Origin of the sequence: Shewanella pneumatophori (assembly GCF_023283895.1) — a bacterium.
GTDB classification, from domain to species: Bacteria; Pseudomonadota; Gammaproteobacteria; order Enterobacterales; family Shewanellaceae; genus Shewanella; species Shewanella pneumatophori.
Genome location: NZ_JAKILB010000004.1, coordinates 370,497 through 395,170, shown reverse-complemented (window position 1 = coordinate 395,170; position 24,674 = coordinate 370,497). Strand labels below are relative to the sequence as shown.

18 protein-coding genes, 1 pseudogene and 1 riboswitch are annotated in these 24,674 nt (G+C 42.8%); of the genes and pseudogenes, 9 read left to right on the top strand and 10 right to left on the bottom strand.

Going from position 1 to position 24,674, the window contains the following annotated elements; translation table 11 throughout:
- Positions 1 to 112: 112 nt before the first annotated feature.
- From L2740_RS08810 to L2740_RS08785, 6 genes and pseudogenes are all read right to left on the bottom strand, one after another.
- Positions 113 to 379: pseudogene (locus tag L2740_RS08810) on the bottom strand (IS110 family transposase); the annotation flags it as partial.
- Between the two features lie 664 nt (positions 380 to 1,043).
- Complete coding sequence (locus L2740_RS08805; protein ID WP_248949689.1) at positions 1,044 to 1,535, bottom strand: hypothetical protein; 492 nt, start codon at positions 1,533 to 1,535, stop codon at positions 1,044 to 1,046.
- Between the two features lie 571 nt (positions 1,536 to 2,106).
- The gene (locus L2740_RS08800) at positions 2,107 to 2,673 is read right to left on the bottom strand and encodes a LemA family protein (protein ID WP_104040364.1); all 567 of its coding nucleotides are present in this window, start codon (positions 2,671 to 2,673) and stop codon (positions 2,107 to 2,109) included.
- Positions 2,674 to 2,786: 113 nt separating this feature from the next.
- Positions 2,787 to 4,049 (bottom strand): DUF3137 domain-containing protein, encoded by a 1,263-nt coding sequence (locus L2740_RS08795; protein WP_248949688.1) that lies wholly within the window; start codon positions 4,047 to 4,049, stop codon positions 2,787 to 2,789.
- Positions 4,050 to 5,378, bottom strand: coding sequence for a DUF3137 domain-containing protein (locus L2740_RS08790; RefSeq protein ID WP_248949687.1), 1,329 nt, complete (start codon positions 5,376 to 5,378; stop codon positions 4,050 to 4,052).
- A gap of 240 nt (positions 5,379 to 5,618) precedes the next feature.
- On the bottom strand, positions 5,619 to 6,197 hold the full coding sequence (locus L2740_RS08785; protein ID WP_248469542.1) for a thymidine kinase: 579 nt from the start codon (positions 6,195 to 6,197) through the stop codon (positions 5,619 to 5,621).
- A gap of 381 nt (positions 6,198 to 6,578) precedes the next feature.
- On the opposite strand from L2740_RS08785, the gene L2740_RS08780 reads away from it, so the two are divergent.
- Positions 6,579 to 8,714, top strand: coding sequence for a M3 family metallopeptidase (locus L2740_RS08780; protein WP_248949686.1), 2,136 nt, complete (start codon positions 6,579 to 6,581; stop codon positions 8,712 to 8,714).
- A 606-nt stretch (positions 8,715 to 9,320) separates the two neighbouring features.
- Here the strand turns inward: L2740_RS08780 and L2740_RS08775 are convergent.
- From L2740_RS08775 to L2740_RS08765, 3 genes are all read right to left on the bottom strand, one after another.
- Positions 9,321 to 10,901 (bottom strand): Na+/H+ antiporter NhaC family protein, encoded by a 1,581-nt coding sequence (locus L2740_RS08775; protein ID WP_248949684.1) that lies wholly within the window; start codon positions 10,899 to 10,901, stop codon positions 9,321 to 9,323.
- 80 nt (positions 10,902 to 10,981) lie between these two features.
- Positions 10,982 to 11,205: riboswitch (Lysine riboswitch) on the bottom strand.
- Between the two features lie 196 nt (positions 11,206 to 11,401).
- Positions 11,402 to 12,325, bottom strand: a complete 924-nt coding sequence (locus L2740_RS08770; RefSeq protein WP_248949683.1) for an electron transfer flavoprotein subunit alpha/FixB family protein — start codon at positions 12,323 to 12,325, stop codon at positions 11,402 to 11,404.
- Positions 12,325 to 13,074, bottom strand: coding sequence for an electron transfer flavoprotein subunit beta/FixA family protein (locus L2740_RS08765; RefSeq protein WP_248949682.1), 750 nt, complete (start codon positions 13,072 to 13,074; stop codon positions 12,325 to 12,327). The genes L2740_RS08770 and L2740_RS08765 overlap by 1 nt, the downstream gene beginning before the upstream one ends.
- A 357-nt stretch (positions 13,075 to 13,431) precedes the next feature.
- Between L2740_RS08765 and L2740_RS08760 the strand changes: the two genes are divergently transcribed.
- The 8 genes from L2740_RS08760 (at position 13,432) to L2740_RS08725 (ending at position 23,864) form a co-directional block, all read left to right on the top strand.
- Positions 13,432 to 13,824: an H-NS histone family protein gene (locus tag L2740_RS08760; protein WP_248469547.1), complete on the top strand. Its 393-nt coding sequence runs from the start codon at positions 13,432 to 13,434 to the stop codon at positions 13,822 to 13,824.
- Positions 13,825 to 13,980: 156 nt separating this feature from the next.
- Positions 13,981 to 17,019 carry an amidohydrolase family protein gene (locus L2740_RS08755; RefSeq protein ID WP_248949681.1) on the top strand — a complete coding sequence of 1,013 codons (3,039 nt, stop codon included), beginning with the start codon at positions 13,981 to 13,983 and terminating at the stop codon, positions 17,017 to 17,019.
- Positions 17,019 to 18,425 (top strand): amidohydrolase family protein, encoded by a 1,407-nt coding sequence (locus L2740_RS08750; RefSeq protein WP_420833517.1) that lies wholly within the window; start codon positions 17,019 to 17,021, stop codon positions 18,423 to 18,425. Before L2740_RS08755 ends, L2740_RS08750 begins: the two co-directional genes overlap by 1 nt.
- 119 nt (positions 18,426 to 18,544) lie before the next feature.
- Positions 18,545 to 18,925, top strand: coding sequence for an Rcs stress response system protein RcsF (gene rcsF / locus L2740_RS08745; protein WP_248949680.1), 381 nt, complete (start codon positions 18,545 to 18,547; stop codon positions 18,923 to 18,925).
- A gap of 30 nt (positions 18,926 to 18,955) precedes the next feature.
- Positions 18,956 to 19,705: a tRNA (N6-threonylcarbamoyladenosine(37)-N6)-methyltransferase TrmO gene (gene tsaA / locus L2740_RS08740; protein WP_248949677.1), complete on the top strand. Its 750-nt coding sequence runs from the start codon at positions 18,956 to 18,958 to the stop codon at positions 19,703 to 19,705.
- Between the two features lie 2 nt (positions 19,706 to 19,707).
- The gene (locus L2740_RS08735) at positions 19,708 to 20,352 is read left to right on the top strand and encodes an acyltransferase (protein ID WP_248949676.1); all 645 of its coding nucleotides are present in this window, start codon (positions 19,708 to 19,710) and stop codon (positions 20,350 to 20,352) included.
- Positions 20,353 to 20,497: 145 nt separating this feature from the next.
- Positions 20,498 to 22,210, top strand: a complete 1,713-nt coding sequence (locus tag L2740_RS08730) for a proline--tRNA ligase (protein WP_248469562.1) — start codon at positions 20,498 to 20,500, stop codon at positions 22,208 to 22,210.
- A 529-nt stretch (positions 22,211 to 22,739) separates the two neighbouring features.
- On the top strand, positions 22,740 to 23,864 hold the full coding sequence (locus L2740_RS08725) for a patatin-like phospholipase family protein (RefSeq protein ID WP_248949674.1): 1,125 nt from the start codon (positions 22,740 to 22,742) through the stop codon (positions 23,862 to 23,864).
- A 54-nt stretch (positions 23,865 to 23,918) separates the two neighbouring features.
- Here the strand turns inward: L2740_RS08725 and L2740_RS08720 are convergent, their stop codons facing one another.
- A complete protein-coding gene (locus L2740_RS08720; protein WP_248949673.1) occupies positions 23,919 to 24,638 on the bottom strand; it encodes an SGNH/GDSL hydrolase family protein in 720 nt (239 codons plus the stop codon).
- Positions 24,639 to 24,674 lie beyond the last annotated feature (36 nt).

Here is a 24,674-nt window from a genome sequence, read left to right as displayed (position 1 = left end):
ACAATACAAAACGGGGTCATAGTTATAATAACTACATGACACCAACAGCAGCTGAGATGGCCGCGTAAATACGCATCCCCTGTTGGTGTACAGTTTTAGTTGACCACATCAAGTCATTCTTATTTCCCTGCCTGTAGGGCACGACATACTGAGGCGCTATCAATTTCACTTGATGGCCCACTTTCTCAAACTCTCTAGCCCAATAGTTGGCGCCACCACAGGCTTCCATAACAACAAGACAAGGCTCTATTTTAGCAAGAAAAAGCACTAATTCCTTGCGCTTAATCATCTTCTTTTTGACAAGCTTTCCGGCTTTATTAACGGCAACAAAGTGAAAAACAGACTTTGCGATATCAAGACCAATTGTAGTAATGTTCATAGTGGACCCGTCCTCTTTCTGATGAGTTTAAGCAACTACATCGTGGCCCATTGCGAGGCCGATTAAAAGTGGATGGGTCCATTCCATTATCCATAATTATTTAGCACTCCAAGCCGTACCACCATTACCCGTTTGCGGTTTAATGGTGAACGTTATTACATTCTAGAGTCTGGACTTAGTGATAAAAGAGATTGGCAACACAGTGAGCGATAGTGGAAGCCTTGGTAAGCTTCAACGCGAGGCCTTATCGCTTTTAAGCTAGAGCAATCAAACTTCGTTTGATAACGAAGCCCCCTGTATTTTGGGTAAGAGTGGCATCTAACAAAAGTGGTTCCAATGGCCTGCGGCCAGCGCATGTGCAGACACTTCTGAGACACGCTGCAAGCACGTCCATGTGAGCTCAACGAAAACATCCATGTTTTCGACGGTCTCAGCCGTATCTACACTTGGTTAGAACAGCTTAACCTTTAATATTTAGAGTTACGGCTAAAGGTCTAACTCATTTTTAGACAGAAGCTTGATAGAGTATTGAGTCTAATCAATCGTGTTTGGATTAGAAAAAGTATCGAGAATTAACTGAATGCCATAACTCGATTCTACTCGTATCAGGCTGGAACCATTCAGCTGAGAAAGGGGGGAATCTTAGTATTTAAGTCGCTAATGGTTATGCTTGTTCATATTCCCTTGTAACTTCGAGTTGCGCAAGCTTTTGAAATAAGCCGAGTTTCTGGTTGACATCATTCCTATATGCTTTCAAGTCACTCAAAAACATCGAATCTGTCGAATTTTGAGGAGTCTTATTTAAGGTAATAAAAGCGCTTACAGAGTTTCTGGCATTGTAGGCTGCTGTCCTAATATCATCATCTGACATAATTTGGACTTCGTTAAAGGTCATTAAATAATCTTTGTACTCCTCACTATCACCATTGTGTGAGCTAAAAAGATAAGATTGAACTAATGCCTCTGATTTGGATAAAAATTCAACATAGACCTTTTTCTTTTGCGCTTGTAGATCGTAAAACCTTGATCGTCTTTCTTTTTCAAACTCGTGACTCTGATTTCTTTTTAGCATTAAATAACCTGAAGCGGCTGTAATCAGTGTTCCTAGGCCTATTTTTAATGCAGTATCGGCAAGCTCAATCCATGTGAGGCTCATTTAATATCCTTGTGTCTATTAGATTAAAGCACACCAAGTGCACGGGGGAATCGGTAGCATTCATCAGCTTTTAATCACTCTAGCCCCTAGTTACGTATTTGATAATGCTACCCTCTGAACCAACTTGCTTAGGTTAGCGAAATAGCATGAGGTAACAACTAGAAGCACCATACACGGATGATAAAAAGTAAGTCAAATGATTGCTTGTAGAACCGAGGGTTAAATCTAGTGAAACTCATAAAGGGGCAAAAGCTAGTTACTGAACGTACAGATAACACCAAGTCCCCATCGGAGTTGCCGAGGTCATTGAAGAACAATCTCGTGATTGAGGCATGGATGCCGAAATAGCCTTAGGTGAGCCATGGACGGCGAATATGAGGCGATAGAGATTTTTGAAGATGAGTGAGGGTCAACAACTCCGTCGGGGCGTCATGGTGGATGCAAGGAGGATAAGGACGAGCAGTCCTCCTTGCCCGGGTGTGGGATGGAATCCCACGACTTTAGTTGTTAGACGCAGTCTAACTTGAAGGTCTGGCGCAGCCAGATACTTGTAAGCACCACGAGTATAAACTTAAAGATTAGGCTTATACTCAAACCCAGCTTGTGCTTCACTATCACTAAAGCTGGCGATTTTTTGCTTACGCACCAACATGCTGTTGATAAGCGAACCTGGGAACATCTCAATCGCGTTATTAAAGTCTTCAACGTTGGCGTTGAAAATACGGATCGCTGCGCCAATTTGCTCTTGTTGCTCGCTGATTTCTGCCATTAACTTCATATATACATCAGACGCTTTAAGCTCTGGGTAAGCTTCAACAGTCACTTTAAGGCCTTGCATTAAATCTTGGGTGCGCTGCTCTGCTGCGGCAAGTTTTGCCGTGTCTACACCTGAACTCATCTCGGCAATCGCGCTACGCAGCTCAGTAACCTTAGTTAACACTTCAGACTCGTGCAGTTTGTATTGCTCGACTAACTGCTCAACCATTGGAATGATCTTGTTCTTTTGGCGCTCTTGAGTCAGTACTGACGCCCATGCGCGATCAACCGCATTGTGTTTACCAATAATGCCGTTGTACAACATGATGATAGCGACGACCACTACGGCAACAACAATTAAGCCTATTACTGAACTATCCATTTAACTTTCCTTTTTGTATCTCAATTAATATCTGTGTATTTCACGTTTTTTGAATCGTTAACACTGACTTTGTCATAGCGGTTTTTATTCGCCTACAACCAAGTCACTACATGCTAAGCACTGGCCTTAAAATTGTTATCGCTATAGCGCATTATCTCATGCACGATTTCGAGCATCTGTGTCATTTGCTTTAATTCAGTATGACCTGCTAGCTCTTCGGCGAATGCCTTGGGGTTATCTAAGCCATGTACTCGTTTAACCGCTAACAAGTCATCGGTTACCGCCAAGCACAGTCTTCCTTGCTGGCTAAATTCAAATACAGGCTTTTTCAACTTTTTAGCAAACACAGCAAGCTTTTCTTCAACCGCTGGCGATAGCAAACGCGCAGCACTCATCAGCTCGGCGGCATGGACTCGATATTGGCGATTAAACTCATTAGAGGCACTTTTATAGCGTTCTCCTCGGCGCTTGATACCAAAGTCGTTACTGATGCTCATGTCCTGTGCAAACTGAAAATCTAATAACACACCGTGGCGATAATAATGGTCCCTTACCGTGCGTGTAGTCGTTTTACCATTGGCGTCAGTCGTTGTCTCAGTGCGTTTTTCAACATAATGAAAACGATAAAGCTGGTAGTCAAATTGATGTACTTCGCCTTGATAAGTACTTTTATATAGACTTTCGATTTCGCGTAAATCGTTACCGCGCTTAAACTCTCTAAAGCTAGCTTCTAGCTCTTTCGCGAGCTTTTTGCCCTCAAACGGGACTGCCTCTAAGTTATTATTAAATAGAGCATCTTTTAAAAATATTTTGTCTGATAACTTGTTGCGCCACTTCATTCGGCCTCGAAGCCAAAACAGCATTAATAAGCCAATCACACCATTATGCGCCGCGAACCCTGAGCTCGGATACCACAAGCCTAAAAACGAGGCTAGCGTGTCGAAATACAGATCCCAGTACCAATATGGCCATTGTGGAATTAGATTTAAGCTCGCACCGATTGCAGCCATTAACGCCATCCGCCCCCATATTGGGCCCGGGATCGGTAAGCGCTTGCCCTTATCCTCACAAAAGCGAGTTATCGTGGCCAAACACAGCATTGGATACCAAATGACACTGTAGCCAAGTGCTGCGCTAAGTATTTGCATAATAAAACCTGGCAGCACTAATCCCAGCTCAAGTGCTACCGGTAACAGGGCAAAGAAAAGCGACACTGCACAGAAAACGCGATACCAATTGTCACGATAATCCAGTGGTCCTTTGTGCTGCTCGACCCTGCGAACTAACGCTATCAAATCATCTTGGCTAGCAGCTTGGTTTACATCACTACGGATCTGCTCAATATTACGGGTGACTTGTTGGTTATGGGCAATCATCTAGTTATTAACTTCCATTTTAATATTGCTATCTATAACAGTTTCATCGGTGTTTGCTGCTTGTTGATTAACAAAGTTATTATCAGACAAACGCATGAGTTCATGAATAGCATCGAGTAACTTTTGTACCCGTTTTAGTTCAGTATGACCCGCGATTTCTTTATAAAATTCATCAGGTTTTGCCAATGAATGTTTACGCTTTTCAATAATGAGTTTACTGCTAGAAGCGATACACAAGCGCCCATCGGCTGCAATTTCCACCATAGGTGAAATAAAATTTTGATTAAGCTTTATAAGCGACTCAATCACGGCAGGAGTTAACAAGCGCGCAGCACTGATTTTATCGCAAGCTTGTACCCGAAATATGTCATTGAATGCATTGGATTCTGTTTGATACTTCTCTTGATAAACCGTGCCTTTTAGCTTTACCTCGTCTTCAGCATCTATACACAAGCCCTTAGCAAATGGAAAATCAAGTAACATGCCGTAACGATGACGGTCTTCATACACGGTTTTGGTCTTATAGCCACCATTACCATCTGAGCTAATTTGGCTGCGCTTTACCGTGTATTGAAAGTGATAAAGCTTATAATCAAAGCTATGTTGCTCACCTTGATAATGCCCTTCAAACATCTGTCGTATATCTCGGCTACCGTTACCACGGCGAAACTCAACAAACTGCTTATCAAGTGCATTAAGTTTATCTTCCGGTGCTGGTTTAGTTTGTTTTAAGCCATTATTAAATAAGGCATCACGGAGGAATATTTTATCAGAGAGGTGCTTACGCCAATTGGCGCGGTAATCTAACCATACCCAAGCAAGTGAGCTCACAATAATCAGTATTAACCACAGCGAAAACTGTTCATCGTCAATCTTCCCAGCGCTAATCACATAGACAAAGCCATGCGTTAATGCCCAATAGATTTTCGGCCATTCAGGTACATAAAACGCTACTACAACCATTGCCGCTACCAGCAATGCAAAGTTAACCGCCATAGGAACAGGCAACCAACCGCGCTCATGACAAAAACTCACTAGCAATGTGCTTAGCGCCACCGGAAACCAATAACAAGAGTAATCAATCACTAACTTAGCCAATGGCTCTACTTGCTCGTACCAGAGGCGCATAAATATAAAGACGATGCACAATACACTGGCGCTGATCAGTAACCACTTAATACCGTGGGTGATCTTATCGCGATAATCTAATGGGCCTTTATGGTTTTTAACTTGAGTGATGATATCGAGCAAATCACCTTGTGAGGTAGCTGCATCAACATCACTGCGTAACTTGGCAATATGTTCGGCAACTATTTGGTTATGCTGCATTTGAAGTCCTTGTACAACAACAGGCAAGGGTTACGCATTATGCAGAAAAATAGCTAAAAATACAGAGGATTAAATCACTATTTACAAAATCGTTCATCACAACAAAAGTTATAAAATATAAAACACTTTGTAACTGGGTTCAGGTATTAGAGGACTCACATTATTTTTAGTCAGTAAAAAAACATAAAAAAAGCCAACACTATTAATGTTGGCTTACTTTATTTCTAGCAACAATCGCATTTAATCCCAGATAAACTCTCTGAAATGCTTACGGCATACTGATTCATAGCTTTCGTTGCCGCCAATAGCCACCTGCTCACCTTCTCGCATTGGCTTACCGTTGCCATCAAGGCGTACCACCATGTTAGCTTTGCGGCCACAATGACAAATGGTTTTTAGCTCAACCAGTTTATCAGCCCACGCCAACAAGTACTGGCTACCACTAAATAACTCACCTTGGAAATCGGTTTTAAGGCCATAACAAAGCACAGGGATATCAAGCACATCAACCACGTAAGTTAATTGCTTGACCTGCTCTTTGCTTAAAAATTGTGATTCATCAATCAAGATACAGTGTAGTGCTTGCTGCGCGAGGCTCTCGCGTACCATTTCTGTGAGATTGTCGTTAGAGCCAAAGACTTGGGCATCGGTCTCAATCCCGATCCGCGAAGCGACTTTACCTACACCGTATCTATCATCGATTGACGCCGTCATTACTAAAGTATTCATACCGCGTTCACGGTAGTTATAAGACGATTGCAATAACGAAGTTGATTTACCCGCGTTCATCGCTGAGTAATAAAAATAGAGCTGCGCCAAACTAAAATCCTTAAAGGTGAATTCGGCGCTAGTTTAGCACTAATTTCAGCAAAAAATCATCTAAACAGAGCGGTTCATTCGTCCATGTCACAAAAATCAATCAAAGCGCAAAGCGCCGACAACTCGCTGTATAAGATGCACACTTTAGTGACTAATTCTTAGCTTCTCAACTGAAACATTCATTTTCACTAGTTTTACCCTATTCACCTTCTACAAACGCAGTATTTACACGGTTTATTCGTTAAAAGTAAAAATGTGACAAACACAACAAAACCAACACAAAACCCTGCATTAGCGCACAAAATGACTCACATTAAGACAGATTTAATACCGAAGTATTAGATTCAAAACAAAATTATAATAAAGGAAGTCAAAAACACTATGCATAAGTCACTCATAGCCGCAGCTATTGCTGCGACGTTAACCTTGAGCGCATGTTCAACAACTACACCAACACAAGATACAAACCTTGTGATGGTGCAAGCACAAAACCCGTTCTTACAAGCAAGCACATTACAATATCAAGCCCCTGACTTTACCAAAATTAAAGATGAGCATTTTCAGCCAGCATTAACACTTGGCATGCAGGCGCAGTATCAGCAAATTCTAGATATTGCTAATAACCCACAATCACCTACTTTCAGCAACACCATTGTTGCGATGGAAAAAAGCGGCGAATTACTGACTCGTACTTCAAAGGTTTTTTATAACTTAACCGGTACTGACAGCAATCCAACCCTACGCAAAATTCAAAGTGAAATGGCGCCAAAAATGGCGGCCCACTCAGATAATATTAACTTAAACCCAGAGCTATTTAAGCGTATTGAAACCCTATATAACCAAAAAGACAATCTTGGTTTAACCGCCGAAGAAAACCGTTTGGTTGAAGTTTATTACAAGCGCTTTGTCCGTGCAGGTGCCAAGCTCACTGAAGCTGAAAAGCAAAAAATTCGCGTACTCAATGAAGAGCAATCAACGCTAACCAATGAGTTTGCTCAGCGCCTAATGCGCTTAACCAAAGAGATCGCCGTAGTCGTTGATTCAAAAGAGCAGTTAGCTGGTTTATCTGAAAGCACAATTAATGCTGCTGCAGCTGATGCAGCCGCAAATGGCCATGCTGGTAAGTATCAACTTAATATCACTAATACCACACGTCAGCCCGTACTCACGCAACTAGAAAACCGCGAGTTACGTAAGCAGATCTGGCAAGCTTCATCTGAGCGTGGCCTTAAAGGTGCTAACGAAACCGCCTCTTTAGTTGCCAGACTTGCACAGCTGCGCGCAGAAAGAGCCGAGCTACTTGGTTACAAAAACTGGGCTGAATATCGCCTAGAGCCACAAATGGCTAAAACTCCTGAAGCGGTTTACAAGATGTTTGGCTCTATGGTGCCAGCAGTGGTTAAAAATACCGAAAAAGAAGCGGCAGATATCCAAGCCATGATCAAGCAAACTGGTGCTGATTTTGAACTAGCACCATGGGATTGGGCTTATTACGCTGAGCTCGTGCGTCAAGAAAAGTATGACCTAGACGAAAGTGCCATTACACCGTATTTTGAATTTGACCGCGTGTTAGAAGACGGCGTGTTCTTCACCTTAAAAGAGCTTTATGGCGTAACCCTAAAACCGCGCCCAGATCTTCCTGTTTATCATGAAGATGTAAAAGCCTATGAAATGTTTGATGAAGACGGTAGCAGCATGGCTATTTTCTACGCTGACTATTTCTCACGTGACGGTAAACGCGGCGGCGCTTGGATGAGCTCATTTGTAGCACAATCAGAGCTACTGAATAACAAGCCTGTTGTTATTAACGTAATGAACATTAAAAAAGCCCCAGCCGGTGAACCAACATTTGTTAGCTACGATGAAGTCACCACCATGTTCCATGAAATGGGCCACGGCACTCACGGCATGTTCTCAAAAGTGGTTTACCCAACACTGTCTGGCACCTCTGTTTCACGTGACTTTGTTGAGTTTCCATCGACCTTTGAAGAAGATTGGGCCGCGCACCCTAAAGTGCTAGCTAACTACGCTAAGCACTATGAAACTGGTGAACCAATTCCAAAAGAGCTACTTGAAAAGTTATTAAAGTCACGCAGCTTTAACCAAGGTTTTGACACGCTAGAATATATGTCTGCTGCATTACTAGATTTAGAGTGGCATACATTACAAGCAGGTAGCCCACTACAAGATGTTGCTAGCTTTGAAGCTGCTGCACTTAAAAAGCACGGCGTAGATTTACCTGCTGTACCACCACGTTATAAGTCGACTTACTTTGCCCATGCTTTCCCAGGTGGTTACTCAGCAAGTTACTACGCTTATATGTGGAGTGAGATTTTAGCGGCTGATGCGTTTGCTTACGTACAAACTCAAGGTGGACTTGACCGTGAAATCGGTATGAAGTTTAGAAAAACCATTCGCGAAGTGGGCAACACAGTGGCACCTATGGATGCTTACAAAGCATTTAGAGGCCAAGAGCCAACAACTGAAGCACTACTAGAGCGTCGTGGTTTAAACTAACGATAGAGCGTCGTAGCTTAAACTAACCTGGCTCTTAGTCAACAATAAGCAGAGCGAGTGTTAACGCTAAAGCTTAAAATCAAAGCTCCCTAATCTGGGAGCTTTTTTATATCTAATGATTTCTAGCTTTCCCTAATACCAATCAGTATAAGAATTTGATCTACTCAGAGCGGTTTTTGGCAAACTAATTCAAGACGAATAGCTGCAATAATGGTTATTCCCTTATCAAGCTATTCAACGTGGAAGTAGGCAGCCAAAAACGCTCCAGAATGGCGAGTTTTAGCGATTCTGATGCTGTGGTTCTTAATCAACAAGAGGGAGCTTGAACCTAGAGCAACTATGCTCTTCACTCGTTGCAAACCACATGGATGTGGTGAATGTCATTAAAGCAAGGAGCACTTAATGGCCTTGCCTCAAAACCGCTAAACTCTCGCTGAGTGACTAAATGTTTATACTGATTGGTATAACAAGTATTTCAGCCAATAAAAAACCGCTCGATAAAGAGCGGTTCTCTTTTAACTTCAACGGTAACTTGAGTTAGTCATGGATAAAAGCTAACTCAATAACCTGTTATCATCCTACTGCTGTAGCCTTGCTTATTTAGCCTTACTGCTTACAAGCAGCATCTGGCGAGCAAGATTTAATACGCAGTATAATAATGCTCAATACGAATAATACGCTACAAGCAATTAAACCAGCGGTTACAGACTCAGTAAAGCCAAGAACCAAATAACCCACCATGCTGATCCCTGCAACAATAAGGGCGTAAGGTAGCTGCGTCATAACGTGGTCGATATGGTGACAGTTTGCACCTGTTGAAGACAAAATCGTGGTATCAGAGATTGGTGAACAATGGTCACCAAATACCGCACCAGCAAGCACAGACGCAAGCATTGGTAGCATCATACCTGTGTGGCTACCCATCGCCATATCTGCAGCAATTGGTAGCATGATACCAAAGGTACCCCAGCTAGTGCCGGTTGAGAATGCTGTCAAACCAGCAAGAATAAATAACACTGCTGGTAGCATAGCAAATGGAATATTACCCGTTGCTAGGCTTGCCATGTACTTACCTGTTTCTAACTGGCCAATTACACCGGCAATTGTCCAAGCAAACAACAAGATATAGATAGCAGGCAACATTGACTTGGCGCCTTCGAATAGACCTTTAGCGATCATCGACTTCTCTACGCCTTGGTAAATTACCAGCGCAAGAGTAACCACTAGACCAATTGCAGCACCAAAGAATAGCGATGAACCTACGTCAGTATTTTCAAACGCGCCAATTAAACTAAATTCTGCACCTTTAGCAGCAAGAGCATCACCGCCGCTGCTAACCATAAAGTAGAAAGTCGCGAATACCAGCACAGTAATTGGCAAGAATAAGCCCATGATCTTACCGGTATCAGCTTCTGGTAAGTCTGAGTTAGCGCCTGGTGGTAAACCTTTAGACTCGTCATAAAGCTCGCCTTTTTGCGCTTTAAGCTCATGTTGGCGCATTGGACCGATATCCAGTCCCATCAAGGCAACACAAAGCAGTAATAGCAGAGCAAAAATTGCGTAGAAGTTCATCGGGATCATCTGCACAAACACACTTAAGTGGCCTGTGTCAGTAAAACCATGAGCGGTTAAGATACCGCCAATTAATGCGATGATATATGCACCCCAGCTTGATACTGGTGAGATCACGCAAATTGGCGCAGCAGTCGAATCAAGCAAATAAGCCAGTTTACTGCGAGAAATATAGTATCTGTCGGTAAGCGGTCTTGCCACACTACCAACGACTAAACTATTGAAATAATCATCGATAAATACTACACAACCTAAAAACATGGTCAGTAGTTTTGCATCGCGCTTATTACGAATGTGGTTACGTGCCCAATCGGCAAATGCTCTTGATGAGCCACTCACGGTGATCAAAGCCGTGATCATGCCAAGCAACACGAGGAAGCCTAGGATATATAGATTCCAGCTATTTAACGCGCCATCATCCCAAATCAGTGCGGATACTTTTTCACCTAGGTATTGTGCCGTTTGCATAGCCGAGAAATCGGTAAGCAATAAAGCCCCCAATACAATCCCCACACCCAGTGACAGTAGAACGCGACGGGTTAACATCGCAAGTACGATTGCCGCTACCGGAGGCAGTAGCGATAAAGCCGAATCGGCATAGCTTATAATTGTCATTGTTTTAATTTCTTCGCTAAATACGAATGGAGGCCGACTGAACTGGTGGGATATAGCAATAAATATCTGATTACACCTGTCCTATCAGTAGCGCTCCATAGCCATATTAATGGTTCGTCATTAATATAAAAATTTCTTATCTTCCAGATAAGAAAATACTATGGCAGTGCTGCCCCTATTTGGTCACAGCCCCAGCAACTAGCCCCGATATGCTATGTCACTTCGGCATCAAATCCTTTCTCGATAGATCAGCGGCATCACCCTACTTATCGATACTGATATTTAATGCACCTCTACTTCTCAGGACGCAATTTAAGACTAGCTCAAAAAGCGTGACGGACATAAAAACATAAGCGGCTTTAGAGATGCTACTCTAAAGCCGCTTATCGTGACACAGATCACACACAATACCAAATCAACATCAACACTATCAACAAACCCAAAACCAAATTGAAACAAATGGCTAGGTTAATGGTATATGCGTTATTGCTGTTATTTGATTAAAGCTGCGCCAATAATTGTGGCACGGCATCAAATAAATCAGCTTCAAGGCCATAATCCGCCACTTGGAAAATTGGCGCTTCTGGATCTTTATTGATAGCCACAATCACTTTCGAGTCTTTCATACCCGCCAAGTGTTGAATCGCTCCAGAAATACCTACAGCGATATACAGATCTGGTGCAACAATCTTACCGGTTTGACCAACTTGCAAATCGTTAGGTACAAAGCCCGCATCAACTGCTGCGCGAGACGCACCAAGTGCGCCACCTAGCTTGTCAGCTAACTGCTCTAAAATTCCAAAGTTCTCACTGTTACCTAATGCACGGCCGCCAGATACAACGACTGATGCGCTACCGAGCTCAGGGCGCTCAGATTCAGTTAAGCTTTGCGTTACAAACTCAACTTGCGGCGCAATGTCTTGCGTTAAGGTGACAAGTTCAGCACTGCCGTCTAAAGCTACAGCATCAAATGCACTAGAGCGTACCGTCATCACTTTTTTATCATCTAAGCTCTGCACTGTTGCTAAGGCGTTACCGGCGTAAATTGGGCGAACAAAAGTATCGCTGCTAACAACTTCAATCACTTCTGAAAGTTGCGAAACATCCAATAGTGCAGCAACACGCGGCAATACATCTTTACCAAAACTTGAAGCTGCTGCTAATACATGTTCGTAATCAGATGCAATGGCTAGCATTAAGTCTGATACGTTTTCAGCAAGATGATTTGCATAAGATGCGCTGTCGGCAACTAATACGTTGCGCACACCACTGAGCGTTTGTGCTTCGCTAGCCACTGCGCCACAACCATGGCCAACGACTAATACATCAATATCGCCGCCAATCGCTTGGCCACAAGCAACAACTTTCGCCGTATCAAGTTTCAGGCTGGCGTTATCGTGTTCTGCTAATACTAAAATTGCCATTAGATCACCTTCGCTTCATTTTTTAACTTTTCAACTAGCTCTTCAACTGAGCCCACCATGACACCGCCACTGCGCTGTGCTGGCGCGTTTACTTTAATAATGTTCTGGTGAGATTTAAGTGCTACCTCAAAATCTGCAGGAGTCAGCGACTCAAGCGGCTTGCGCTTGGCTTTCATGATATTAGGTAGTTTAGCGTAGCGAGGTTCGTTCAAACGCAGATCCGCTGTAACCACAGCAGGTAGAGCTAGGTTAACCGTTTGTAGGCCACCATCAATTTCACGAGTGACAACTAACTTATCGCCATCAAGCTTAACTTCAGATGCAAATGTTGCCTGCGGCATTTTGCCAATGGCAGCTAACATTTGTCCGGTTTGGTTATTATCGCCATCAATTGATTGCTTACCAAGGATCACTAAGTCCGTTTGTTCTTTTTGTTGCACAGCATAAATAAGCTTAGCAATTGAAAGTGGAACAAGATCTTCATCTGTTTCGATATGAATAGCGCGATCTGCACCCAGTGCTAAAGCTGTTCTTAATTGCTCTTGTGACGCTTTAGGCCCAATGCTTAACACCACAATTTCAGAGGCGCTGCCTGCTTCCTTTAAACGAACGGCTTCTTCAACCGCAATTTCACAAAATGGGTTAATCGCCATTTTTAAGTTTGCGGTATCAACGCCAGTATTGTCAGCATTTACCCTGACTTTTACGTTGGCATCGACGACCCGTTTAACTGGCACCAATACTTTCATAGGGCTTCCTTCTTACGTCTCTTTTAATGATCGGGATTAAGCAATCAAGATGCAAAATAACGCCTAACTTAGATTGCTAAAATTAAGCTCACTTTACGTGCTGTTAACGTTAACGTCAACTAGGTTTCAAACACCTGTTCATTCAGGTTGACACTACATTATGTTTGCTTGAATTAAACAGGCGTAAAACATTTATTAACCCATATTATTCGTTCTGTTATTCAATTTAACTATTAAAGGATATAAATAGTGAATATGTTTAATTCAAAAATAATATTTGATCCCTAGGCAAATAGTTTCTATTATTTAACTCAATATTGTTATTCCCATCTTATTCTTAATCGGAACTAAATAACTATGAGCGATTTTCTTGAAATATTGACGCATGGCCGTCGTTTTAAAGCTGCAGTTAAAGAATTGTCACTTAATGATTTAAAAGAACTAGCAGTAAAATTAGAAAAGATTATTGAAGAGAAAGCCTCTCAAGAAGCCGAAGAGCAAGAGGCAATGGCAGAGCGTAATGCTAAGATTGAAGAAATTCGTAAGCAAATGGAAGCTATCGGTTTATCAGTAGATGATATTGGTGGCGCAGCAGTTAAAGCCGCTCCTAAAAAGCGCGCTCCTCGTCCAGCTAAATACCAAATTGAAGTTGAAGGCGAAATGGTTAAGTGGACAGGCCAAGGCCGTATGCCAACTGTATTTAAAAATCAGCTTGAGCAAGGCAAGACAATGGAAGACTTCTTGATTTAATATCAAGTTACTTCCAAAAAGCTCGCAATTATGCGGGCTTTTTTGTTTTTAAGTTAAAAAATATTACATTGATAGTTACAAATACTGCTTAGTCATTGCTAATAAGTTAGGATATGCTCAACAAATTCCGGTTTATCTAACAATAATAAGTAGAATATGCGTAAACATATAATCCAAGCCCCTATCGCAATACTAAGCTTGTTATGCACTCAAGCTGCTATTGCTAATGATCAACTCACCGATAATACCCCAAGACTAACCGCTCTAGCCCATGCCTCACTGATGCTAGCGCCCGGGGAAATGATCGAAAACGCCACTCTATTAATAGAAAACAGTAAAATTAAAGCCATTGTTAAAGATAACGATATTCCCAAAAATGCATTTGTTATCGATTTGACCGGCCACACTATATATCCAGGCTTTATTGACCCATTTACCGATTACGCTATTGAATATGAGTCTGTAATAGAAGATACATCGGGCCCAGTTTACGAAATAAAGCGGATTGGTGGTAATGCGAGTAACGGCGCAATTCACTCTGAAAAGCAATGGTTTAATTATGTTTATCCAGATAAAGCTCAGGCAAAGAAATGGATAGATAATGGCTTTACTAGCGTACAATCAAGTTATTTAGATGGCATATTCCGTGGCCAAGGTGTGACTTTATCTTTAGCCGATAAGAAAGCTAACGATGTTATATATAATGCAACCACCAGCCAATTTATGGCATTTAACAAAGGTTCATCTATTCAAGACTACCCACAATCATTAATGGGTAGCATGGCATTAATAAGACAAACCTTTGCAGATGCCAATTGGTATAATGCCAATAAAAGTAAAAATTCAAACTCAAGTACTAGTGTTGAGTTTAATATCGCCTTAGAGCGATTAGCCGACCCAAAGAAACAAAGTTTCATCTTTGATACCAAGAATTTAAATAATCAGCTTAGAGCTGCAAAGCTGTTAAAAGAGCATGAGCTTCGCGGCAGCCTAATTGGTAATGGCCGCGAATACGCAAGATTAGCTGAATTAAAAGATTACCCTTTTAGCCTAGTACTTCCGCTTAATTATCCGGCTGCACCAACAATAATAGATGGCGACAGTGAGCGCGAGGTCAGCCTTGCTGCTTTAAGACATTGGGAACGCGCGCCAAGTAATTTAACCATGGTAGCCAATGCTGAAATTCCATTTGCACTAACTCAACACGGTATTGACTCTGATAAATTTTGGCCAAGATTAAAATTAGCCATTGAACGTGGTCTATCTGAAGAAGCCGCATTAGCGGCATTAACCACAGAAGCGGCCGAAATATCGGGTATTGAAAACTTTGCCGGTAAACTTGAGCCAGGTTATATGGCCGATTTAGTTATTACCGATGGCAATATTTTTACAGACGGTAAAATTGTTAGCATGTGGCTACAAGGCCAAGAGCAGCAGTTGATCAACCGAGACCGCGCCTTGCTTGATAATCAATATCAAATACAACTAGGTGAACTTAGTCTAGATTTAAAAGTTAACCAAACCACACCGCTAAGTGGCAGTCTATCAAGTGGCGAGCAAGAAATTACCCTCGCCAATATCAATTATCAGTCTGGTCGACTCACCTTTAGTGCAGATCTGTCTGATGCAGGCTTTGAAGGCGTTAGCCGCTTCACTTTATGGTTAGATAACCAAGGTGTAAGAGGCAGAATGCTTGATGCAAATAACCAAACTCTGCCATTTGGCGGACTAAAGCTAGCGCCAATAACCGAAGAGAGCGCGAATAAACAAGCTGATAATGCTTATACGCTGATTTCAAAGCAAACCTCACCTAACGTGGCTTATGGTCTAGACCAGCAACCTAAGCTAGATAAAGTTCATATTAAGAATGCAACGATTTGGACCTCTGATAAAGCCGGTGTACTGGAAAACAGTGACCTGATTATTGCCCGCGGTAAAATTGAAGAGATAGGCCAAAATCTTAAGACTCCGTCAGGTTTTACGGTAATCGATGCCAGTGGCAAACACATTACCGCAGGTATCATTGACGAGCATTCTCATATTGCCCTCAATGGTGGCACCAATGAAGGTACCGATGCCATTACCTCTGAAGTGCGTATTGGTGATGTAATTAACCCAGATGATATTGCTATCTATCGCAGTCTTTCGGGCGGTGTAACTACAGCGCAACTCCTGCATGGCAGTGCCAACCCTATTGGCGGTCAAGCACAAGTTATCCAACTTAAATGGGGCGATAATGCTGAGCAGATGAAGTTTGACGGAGCGCCTGCAAGCATTAAATTCGCTCTTGGTGAAAACGTTAAGCAAAGTAACTGGGGGGATGATTATACCCGCCGTTTCCCGCAAAGCCGCATTGGTGTGAAATCACTCTTTAGTGAAGCCTTTAATGAAGCCCTTGCCTATCGAAAAGCACAAAGTGACTATAAAAGAATGCGTTCAAGCGAGCGTCGACGCACTGTTGCGCCGCAATATAACTATCGCTTAGAAGCGATAGCCGAGGTGTTAGAACAAACTCGAACTATCCATATTCACTCTTATGTGCAATCTGAGATCTTAATGTTCTTGCGTCTAGCTGAAGCCTATAACTTTAAAGTGGGTACTTTCACCCACATTCTTGAAGGTTATAAGGTGGCAGACGAAATGGCTAAACATGGCGCACACGCATCAACCTTTTCTGATTGGTGGGCATATAAGTTTGAAGTATATGATGCCATTCCACAAAACACCTGCTTGATGCAAGACAAAGGCGTGCTTACCAGTATTAACTCTGATGATTACGAAATGCAGCGTCGCCTCAATCAAGAAGCAGCTAAATCTATGATGTATTGTGGCATGTCTGCTGTTGATGCTTGGAATATGATCACTATTAACCCTGCAATTCAATTAGGCATTGCAGATAAAGTCGGCTCACTAGTGGAAGACAAACAAGCTGATATCGTACTTTGGGATACTAACCCACTGTCAGTTTATGCCAAAGTCGAGTCAACTTGGATTGACGGTCGCCGCTATTTTGATCGCGAGCAAGATAAACTAGCCCAAGTTAGTGTTGCAAAAGAACGTGCCGCTCTCATTCAAAAAGTGCTGTTAAGTGACGATGCCCATAAACAGGGAGAAACACCGATTGATTTAATGGAGCCTGAATGGCACTGCGACACTCACTATAATGCTTGGCAGTCTGCTACAGGAGCGCTGTAATGAAATCTATAATCTCTTTTAAGCAAACAGGTGTTAAGCCAAATAGTTATCAGCCAAATGCCTTGGTACAAGCCATCGCGCTATTGAGCTTACCAATCAGTTTTTTGGCCAATAGCCATGATATGCTGCCAGCAGCTCCCCAAAGCCAGCCTATCCTGTTTACCAATGCTACGGTGCACACAGTTACCAATGGCGTTCTGCTCGATAGTGATGTGCTCATTGCTGACGGCAAAGTGATTGCGGTATCAAAAGATTTAGAGCTTACAACCGATCCAGCTGCTGCATTGGCTACAGCGCAACAATCTGACCATGCCCAATTAATTAATCAAGCTGAGCTAATTAGCCAAGCGCAAATCATCGATGCTAGCGACAAACACTTATATCCAGGGCTTATTGCGCTTGATACCACCATGGGGTTAGTTGAAGTAGAAATGATGCGCCCAAGTAATGATGCCTATGAAGTGGGTTTTATTAATCCGCAATTAGAAGCAATTACCGCGTTTAACCCCGACTCTGAAATTATTCCAACAGTCAGAGTTAATGGCATTACTCATGCGCAAGTCGTGCCTCAAGGCGACGGTTTATCAGGACAGTCGGCTTTAGTCTCAATGGACAGTTGGACAATTGAAGATGCGCTAGTTGAATCCAAAAAGCAGTTTCATCTTTATTGGCCACACGTACGTTGGTTATCCAAAGATGATGATAAGCGTAAAGAGCAACTGGCCGATCTTGAGCACCGCGTTGCCAAGGTATTTGATGCATTTTCTGACGGTCAACGTTATTTACTAGCCAAGCAAGCGGGTAAAATCGATAAGATAGATCTTCGTTGGCAAGCACTTGCACCGCTTTATGAAGGCAATGCTCAGCTATTTATTCATGCCCAATCACAACAGCAAATAGAGCAAGCCATCGCGCTGGCCAAGCAATACAGCTTTAGCATTGTGATCGTAGGTGGATACGATGCATGGCGAGTGGCAGATGCTTTAGCAGAGGTCGATGCTAAGGTGGTTTATAATCAAACACTCGCCTTACCAAAGCGTAAAGATGAGCCTATTGATTTAGCCTTTAAGATCCCTGCGCTACTTAAGCAAGCACAGGTTCCTTTTGCGTTAGGTTTTTCATCAGACTGGAATAGCCGTAATTTACCTTTTGCTGCTGGGCAAAGCGTGGCTTACGGACTAACCAAAGATGAAGCACTGCAAAGCATTACTTTAGATGCCGCTAAAATATTAGATATTGACGATATGGGCGCAATCGCCCCTGGCTTTAAAGCCAATATTATTTTGGCGACGGGGGATATTTTAGATCCTATGCAAGCTGGAATAGAGTCTATCTATATTGATGGTCGCAAAATTGATTTGAATAATCGTCATCAACAGCTTTATCAAAAGTACCTAAAGCGCTAGAATTTCAGACTTATAGCGCAATAAAAGTAAATCCTTTAAAAAGTGCTCTTAATGAGCACTTTTTTGTTTGCCACAAAATGTGGATTACCCTTACTTCAATAATAAAACAGGCCCGCACCATGAAAAAATTACTTCTACCCGCTTTTATCATCATGCTCAGCGGCTGTGCCGGTGATTACACCTTTAACAGTAACCTCGATAGCGATGCTATCAACGACTACTTTAAAGCGTCTGATGTAACTGTGTATGAAGGTGCAATGCAACCTGTAGGCCCTTTTGAAATAAAAGGTCTAGTTGAAGGTGAAACCTGTCAGGTTTCTGAAAATGATGCTCCAGCATCGATAGCAGAAGCGCGCACGCTTGCTCGCCGCGCCGCCGCTGATAAACAAGCTAATGGCTTAGTCATTAAGAATTGCTTATTGATTGAAGAAGCTAGCCCAAACTGTGTTAGCCGCGCATTATGCGTTGGCCAAGCAATTATCACCACCAACCAACAGTAAATATATTTACTGATTTTAGAAGTAACCTAAATGTCTTTTAATAGCCAAATTCAAGCCGTTGCCTACTGCCGCACTCCTTATAAACAAAAGTTTGGTATCCCCAGACAGCCAGGACTTGTCAGCGCCGCCCGCGGTTTTGTTGAATTAGCCCCGCCATTTAACCAAATTGATGCTGTTAGAGGCTTAGAGCAGTATTCACATTTGTGGTTACTTTTTTGTTTTCACGAAAATCTAGCGGCTGGCTGGAAAACGACTGTGCGCCCGCCTAGACTCGGCGGGAATGAAAAGCTAGGCGTATTTGCCACGCGCTCAACATTCAGACCTAACGGTATTGGTCAGTCTGTGGTAAAACTGCATGCTGTGCACACAAATAACGGTAAAGTAAGTCTTGAGATCTCAGGCATGGACTTACTCGATGGCACGCCCATTATCGATATTAAACCTTATATTCCATTTTCAGACTCAATTGAAAATGCTCAAGGTGGTATAGCCCAAGAAGCGCCAGTTTTAGCGAATGTTTACTTTAACGAGCAAGCACAGGTCCAGCTTGCTACTTATCAACAAAACCCGGCTTACCCTCGCCTACAAGAATTGATTGAAGGCGTATTAGCCCAGGACCCTCGCCCAGCTTATAAAAAAGCTAAGGCGGACCCTAAGCTATATCAAGTGGCACTGTACGATTTAGATATTCTGTGGATTGTTACCGATGCAGGTATTGAGGTTATTGAGTTAAGAGCATCAACCATTGGCCAAAAGCTAGCTTCACAGGCCCATGATTAACTATGTCACAACCAAACGTGCCAGCTAATTTACAACCAAAACCCGACTACCGTACCCAACATAAAAAACGCTTGTCTTATATGCCTTGGCTGTATTTCTCACTTAAAGATAAACACCTTGAGTGGGCAAAACCTTGGCAAGATGAAGTTCAAGCGCATTTTTGTGCTGTTGAAACCATCAGTATTGGCGAGCGTAGCTTTGTTGCCCCAGAAGCAAATTTATTTGCCGAGCCAGGCCGCAACATTAACATCGGTGCGCAGTGCATGATTGCCGCAGATAGCTTTTTACATGGGCCAATCAATATGGGCGATGAAGTGGCGATTAATCATGGTTGCTCACTTGATGGTGGCCGCCACGGTATAACCATAGGCAATCAAACACGCATTGCGAATAACGTCACCATCTATGCGTTTAATCATGGTATGGCGCCTGATACACCTATTTACCAACAAGCCTCAAACTCTAAAGGCGTAGTGATTGGTGAAGATGTATGGATTGGCGCACAGGCCGGTATTGTTGATGGCGTCACTATCGGTAATCACGCCGTTATTGGCATGGGCACTATCGTAACTAAAGATGTCGCCGATTACGCTATCGTTGCCGGCAACCCTGCTCGTGTGATCGGCGATAGACGTGATAAAAGCTAAGTTAAAATCAGCCTTATTTAGCTAACAAAAGCGCATAGCACTGCGCCAAAGCCAATAAAATCGACTAATTCCCTAAATACCTAGGTGACAGAACCTCTACAAGTGATAAAATAGCGCCCATTCAACTCAAATTTGGACACCGGTAATGCGCGTAAGCAAGTACCTGCTATCAACACAAAAAGAAACTCCTGCAAATGCAGAAGTGATTAGTCATCAGTTAATGTTACGTGCGGGTATGATCCGTCGTAACGCATCAGGCTTATACAGCTGGTTGCCGACAGGTTTACGTGTACTACGTAAAATCGAAGCGATTGTTCGTGAAGAAATGAACAAAGCGGGCTCAGTTGAGATCCTAATGCCTATGGTTCAACCTGCTGATCTTTGGGTTGAAACAGGTCGTTTTGATAAGTTTGGCCCTGAACTACTTCGTTTCCAAGACCGTCACAACCGTGACTTCGTACTAGGTCCAACTCACGAAGAAGTGATCACTGATATCGTGCGTAAAGAGGTTAACTCATACAAGCAGTTACCACTTAACCTATACCAAATTCAAACCAAATTCCGTGACGAAGTTCGTCCACGTTTTGGTGTAATGCGTTCACGTGAATTCTTGATGAAAGATGCTTACTCTTTCCATATCGATCAAGAAACCATGAATGAAACCTACGAAGCGATGTTCCAAGCTTATTGCAACATCCTAGAGCGTTTAGGTTTAGCGTTCCGTCCTGTAATGGCTGATACCGGTTCTATCGGCGGTAGCTTGTCACACGAATTCCACGTGTTAGCTAACAGCGGTGAAGATTTAATCGCTTACTCTACAGAAAGCGATTACGCTGCAAACATTGAAAAATGTGAAGCGCCAATGCCAACTGAAACGCGTCAAGCAGCAACTAGCGAAATGACGTTAGTTGACACGCCAAACGCTAAAACGATTGCTGAACTTGTTGAGCAACACGGTATTGCGATTGAGAAAACAGTTAAAACACTTATCGTTAAAGGTGCAACTGAAGAAGCGCCATTAGTGGCTATCGTTATCCGTGGTGACCACGAGCTAAACGAAGTTAAAGCTGAGAAACTAGATGCGGTATTAGCACCATTTGAGTTTGCTGACGAAGCTGCTATTCGTGATGCTGTAGGCGCAGGAACTGGCTCTATCGGTCCTGTTGGCCTAAACATGCCTGTATTTGTTGACCACAGCGTTAGCATCATGAGTGACTTTGGCGCTGGTGCAAACGAAGATGGTAAGCACTATTTCGGTATCAACTGGGAGCGCGATCTTCCAGAGGCTGCTGCATTCGATCTACGTAACATCATCGAAGGTGAGCCTAGCCCATGTGGTAAAGGTACCATTGCCCTGCTTCGCGGTATCGAAGTGGGTCATATCTTCCAGCTAGGTACTAACTACTCAGAAGCAATGAACGCTAACGTACTTGACCAAAACGGTAAGTCACAGACTCTACTTATGGGTTGTTACGGTGTTGGTGTTAGCCGTATGGTTGCCGCTGCAATTGAGCAAAACAACGATGATCGCGGTATTATCTGGCCAGAAGCGATTGCACCGTTCACTGTTGGTATTTTGCCAATGAACATGCACAAGTCGCACCGCGTTAAAGATATCGCTGAGCAGCTTTACCAAGATCTAAACGACGCTGGTATCGAAGTGATGTTTGATGATCGTAAAGAGCGTCCAGGTGTAATGTTTGCCGATATGGAGCTTATCGGTATTCCACATGTAGTGGTTATTGGTGACCGTAACATCGATAACGGTATGTTCGAATATAAGAACCGCCGTACTGGTGAGAAGCAAGATATCCCACTAGACCAAATCGTTGAGTTCTTAAAAGCACAACAAGCTTAATCGCTAACAGGCTTTTATCACGAGTATCCAACTCGATAATCTACAAACGCCGATGTTTATCACATCGGCGTTTTTTTATGGGAAAAATCCAGAATCTCAAGACAAACATATCGCCTTCGATACCGCTTAATACCAATCAGTATAAACATTTAATCACTCAGCGAGAGTTTAGCGATTTTGAGGCAAGGCAACGAATGAAGAGCATAGTTGTTCTACGTTCGAATTCGTTAACACAGCATCAGAATCGCTAAAACTCGCCATTCTGGAACGTTTTTGGCTGCCTACTTCTGCGTTGAATAGCTTGATAAGGGAATAACCATTATTACAGCTATTCATCTTGAATTAGTTTGCCAAAAATCGTTCTGAGTTGATCAAATTCTTATACTGATTGGTATAAGAGATTTTATTAATTGCAATGCGTGAATAATTTTTAAGCTTTTTCTTGAACAAGCTAGCGGAGTCACATATTCTGAAATTAACAGCAAGATTATAAATACGTTGTATTTTTCAAACGATAAGGAGCGTCGAGTTGCAACAAAAAACGGCGTTGGTACTCGGTGGTGGTGGCGCAAGAGCGGCTTATCAAATTGGTGTGCTCAAGGCGATTGTGCAATTTTATCCACGTAACCACGGCATTCCTTTTAAAATTGTCTGCGGCACGTCAGCGGGTGCAATTAACGCCACCTCATTAGCCACTCATGCCTCTTGTTTTCATTTAGGAGTGAGAAAACTTGAATGGGTATGGCGTCATATTCATGCTAAAAAAGTTTACCACGCCTCCATAGGCGGAGTGTTAAAACACTTAAGTAAAATGGCTTTAAAAGGCCTACAAAGTAATAGCGCATCCAATACAGCTGGCAGCCTATTTAATAGTGATCCACTGCGTCAACTGCTCAATAACTTAATCAGTTTTGAACGTATTGACCGTAATATTAATAGCGGTGCGCTAGAAGCCGTCAGTTTAGATACTTCCTGCTATAACAATTCGCGCTCAGTAACCTTTTTTCAAGCCAATGCTCATATTGATAACTGGCAACGAGCTAGACGTCATGGAGTACGTACAAGGCTACACACCGACCATTTACTTGCCAGTGCTGCGATCCCTTTAGTGTTTCCGTCAGTAAGGGTGAACCAGGAGTATTATGGCGATGGCTCAGTGCACCAACTCGCGCCTTTAAGCGGCCCCATTCATCTAGGTGCTGATAAAATTATGGTGATTAACCTTGAGAGCCCACATAAGGTACAAGCCAAAGAGTTAGCTCATCATCCCAAAACTGCCACTATTGCCGGCCACTTACTCGATACCATTTTCTCCGACACCTTAAATAGCGATCTTGAACGGCTGGAGCGGATCAATAACACGCTCGAGCTAATCCCTGAAAAAAGTCGTCAAAAACTCGCCTTAAAGCGCATTGAAACCTTAGTGATAAAACCTAGTGAAGATTTAAGTGCTATGGCATCGCGTTACTTTGAAGATATGCCTTTTGCCATCAAAATGATGTTACGGGCACTGGGGATAAATGAGCACTCAGATTCAAGTATTGTGTCTTATTTATTATTTGAGCAAGGATATTGTAGTGCGCTAATCGAACTGGGTTATCAAGACGCTATGTGCCAAATTGATGAAATAAAGCACTTTTTCAAAATAGATTAGGGCAATATTCAAACACCAAACACTAAACACTAAACACTAAACCACTTGGCATATTTAGCTTGTGGTTGTATGTTGCAGAATAACCTTAGCTGCAGTTTGCCCCCAATCTTGATAGATAAGCGGCCCGGGGTGAAATCCATCACTTGCCATTGCGCTGCCGTCTAGCTGCTGTCCAAATTCAAGCAAAACACAACGAGCTTCTGTTTTGACATAACGCTCTAACTGGCGGTTAAATTCTTGGCTGCGCTTACCTAAAAACCATCGTAGCGGTTGCGGTAAAACAGGAAACTCCCCCATAGGCGGTACGCGAGTTAACACCAGCGTTTTACACTGCGCATCAGTACTCATCAACTCCACCAATGCTTGTTGTTGCTTAAGCCAAGTTTTCGCTGATAACGGACTCAATACATCGTTAACTCCAAGCGAGACTATCGCCGCATCGAGTCGCAATCTTGGTTTTGAATCTAGCTTTTTCTGCAGCATTGTTAATGCTCTTGCTGTGTTGTAACCCGATTTAGCCCAAAGCTGCCAGCTAACTTGATATTGCTTGGCTAAAGCCTCAGCTACCACGCCACTAAGCGCTTGTGATTGACATGAAACGCCCACGCCAGCCGCCGCAGAGTCGCCAAAAATAAGCACAGATAATTGCTCGCCATTACCTGTCACTCCGGCTCTTTCACCTTTAGCTTCAGGTAATCTTGGCGTATTTTTCTTGACTCGTTTTGCTTGGAAAATAAAAAGTGGTGCTAGCAAAATAAGTATCAAATAGTGCATAAGTTTTCCTGTTACCTCGATGATTTATAAACATCT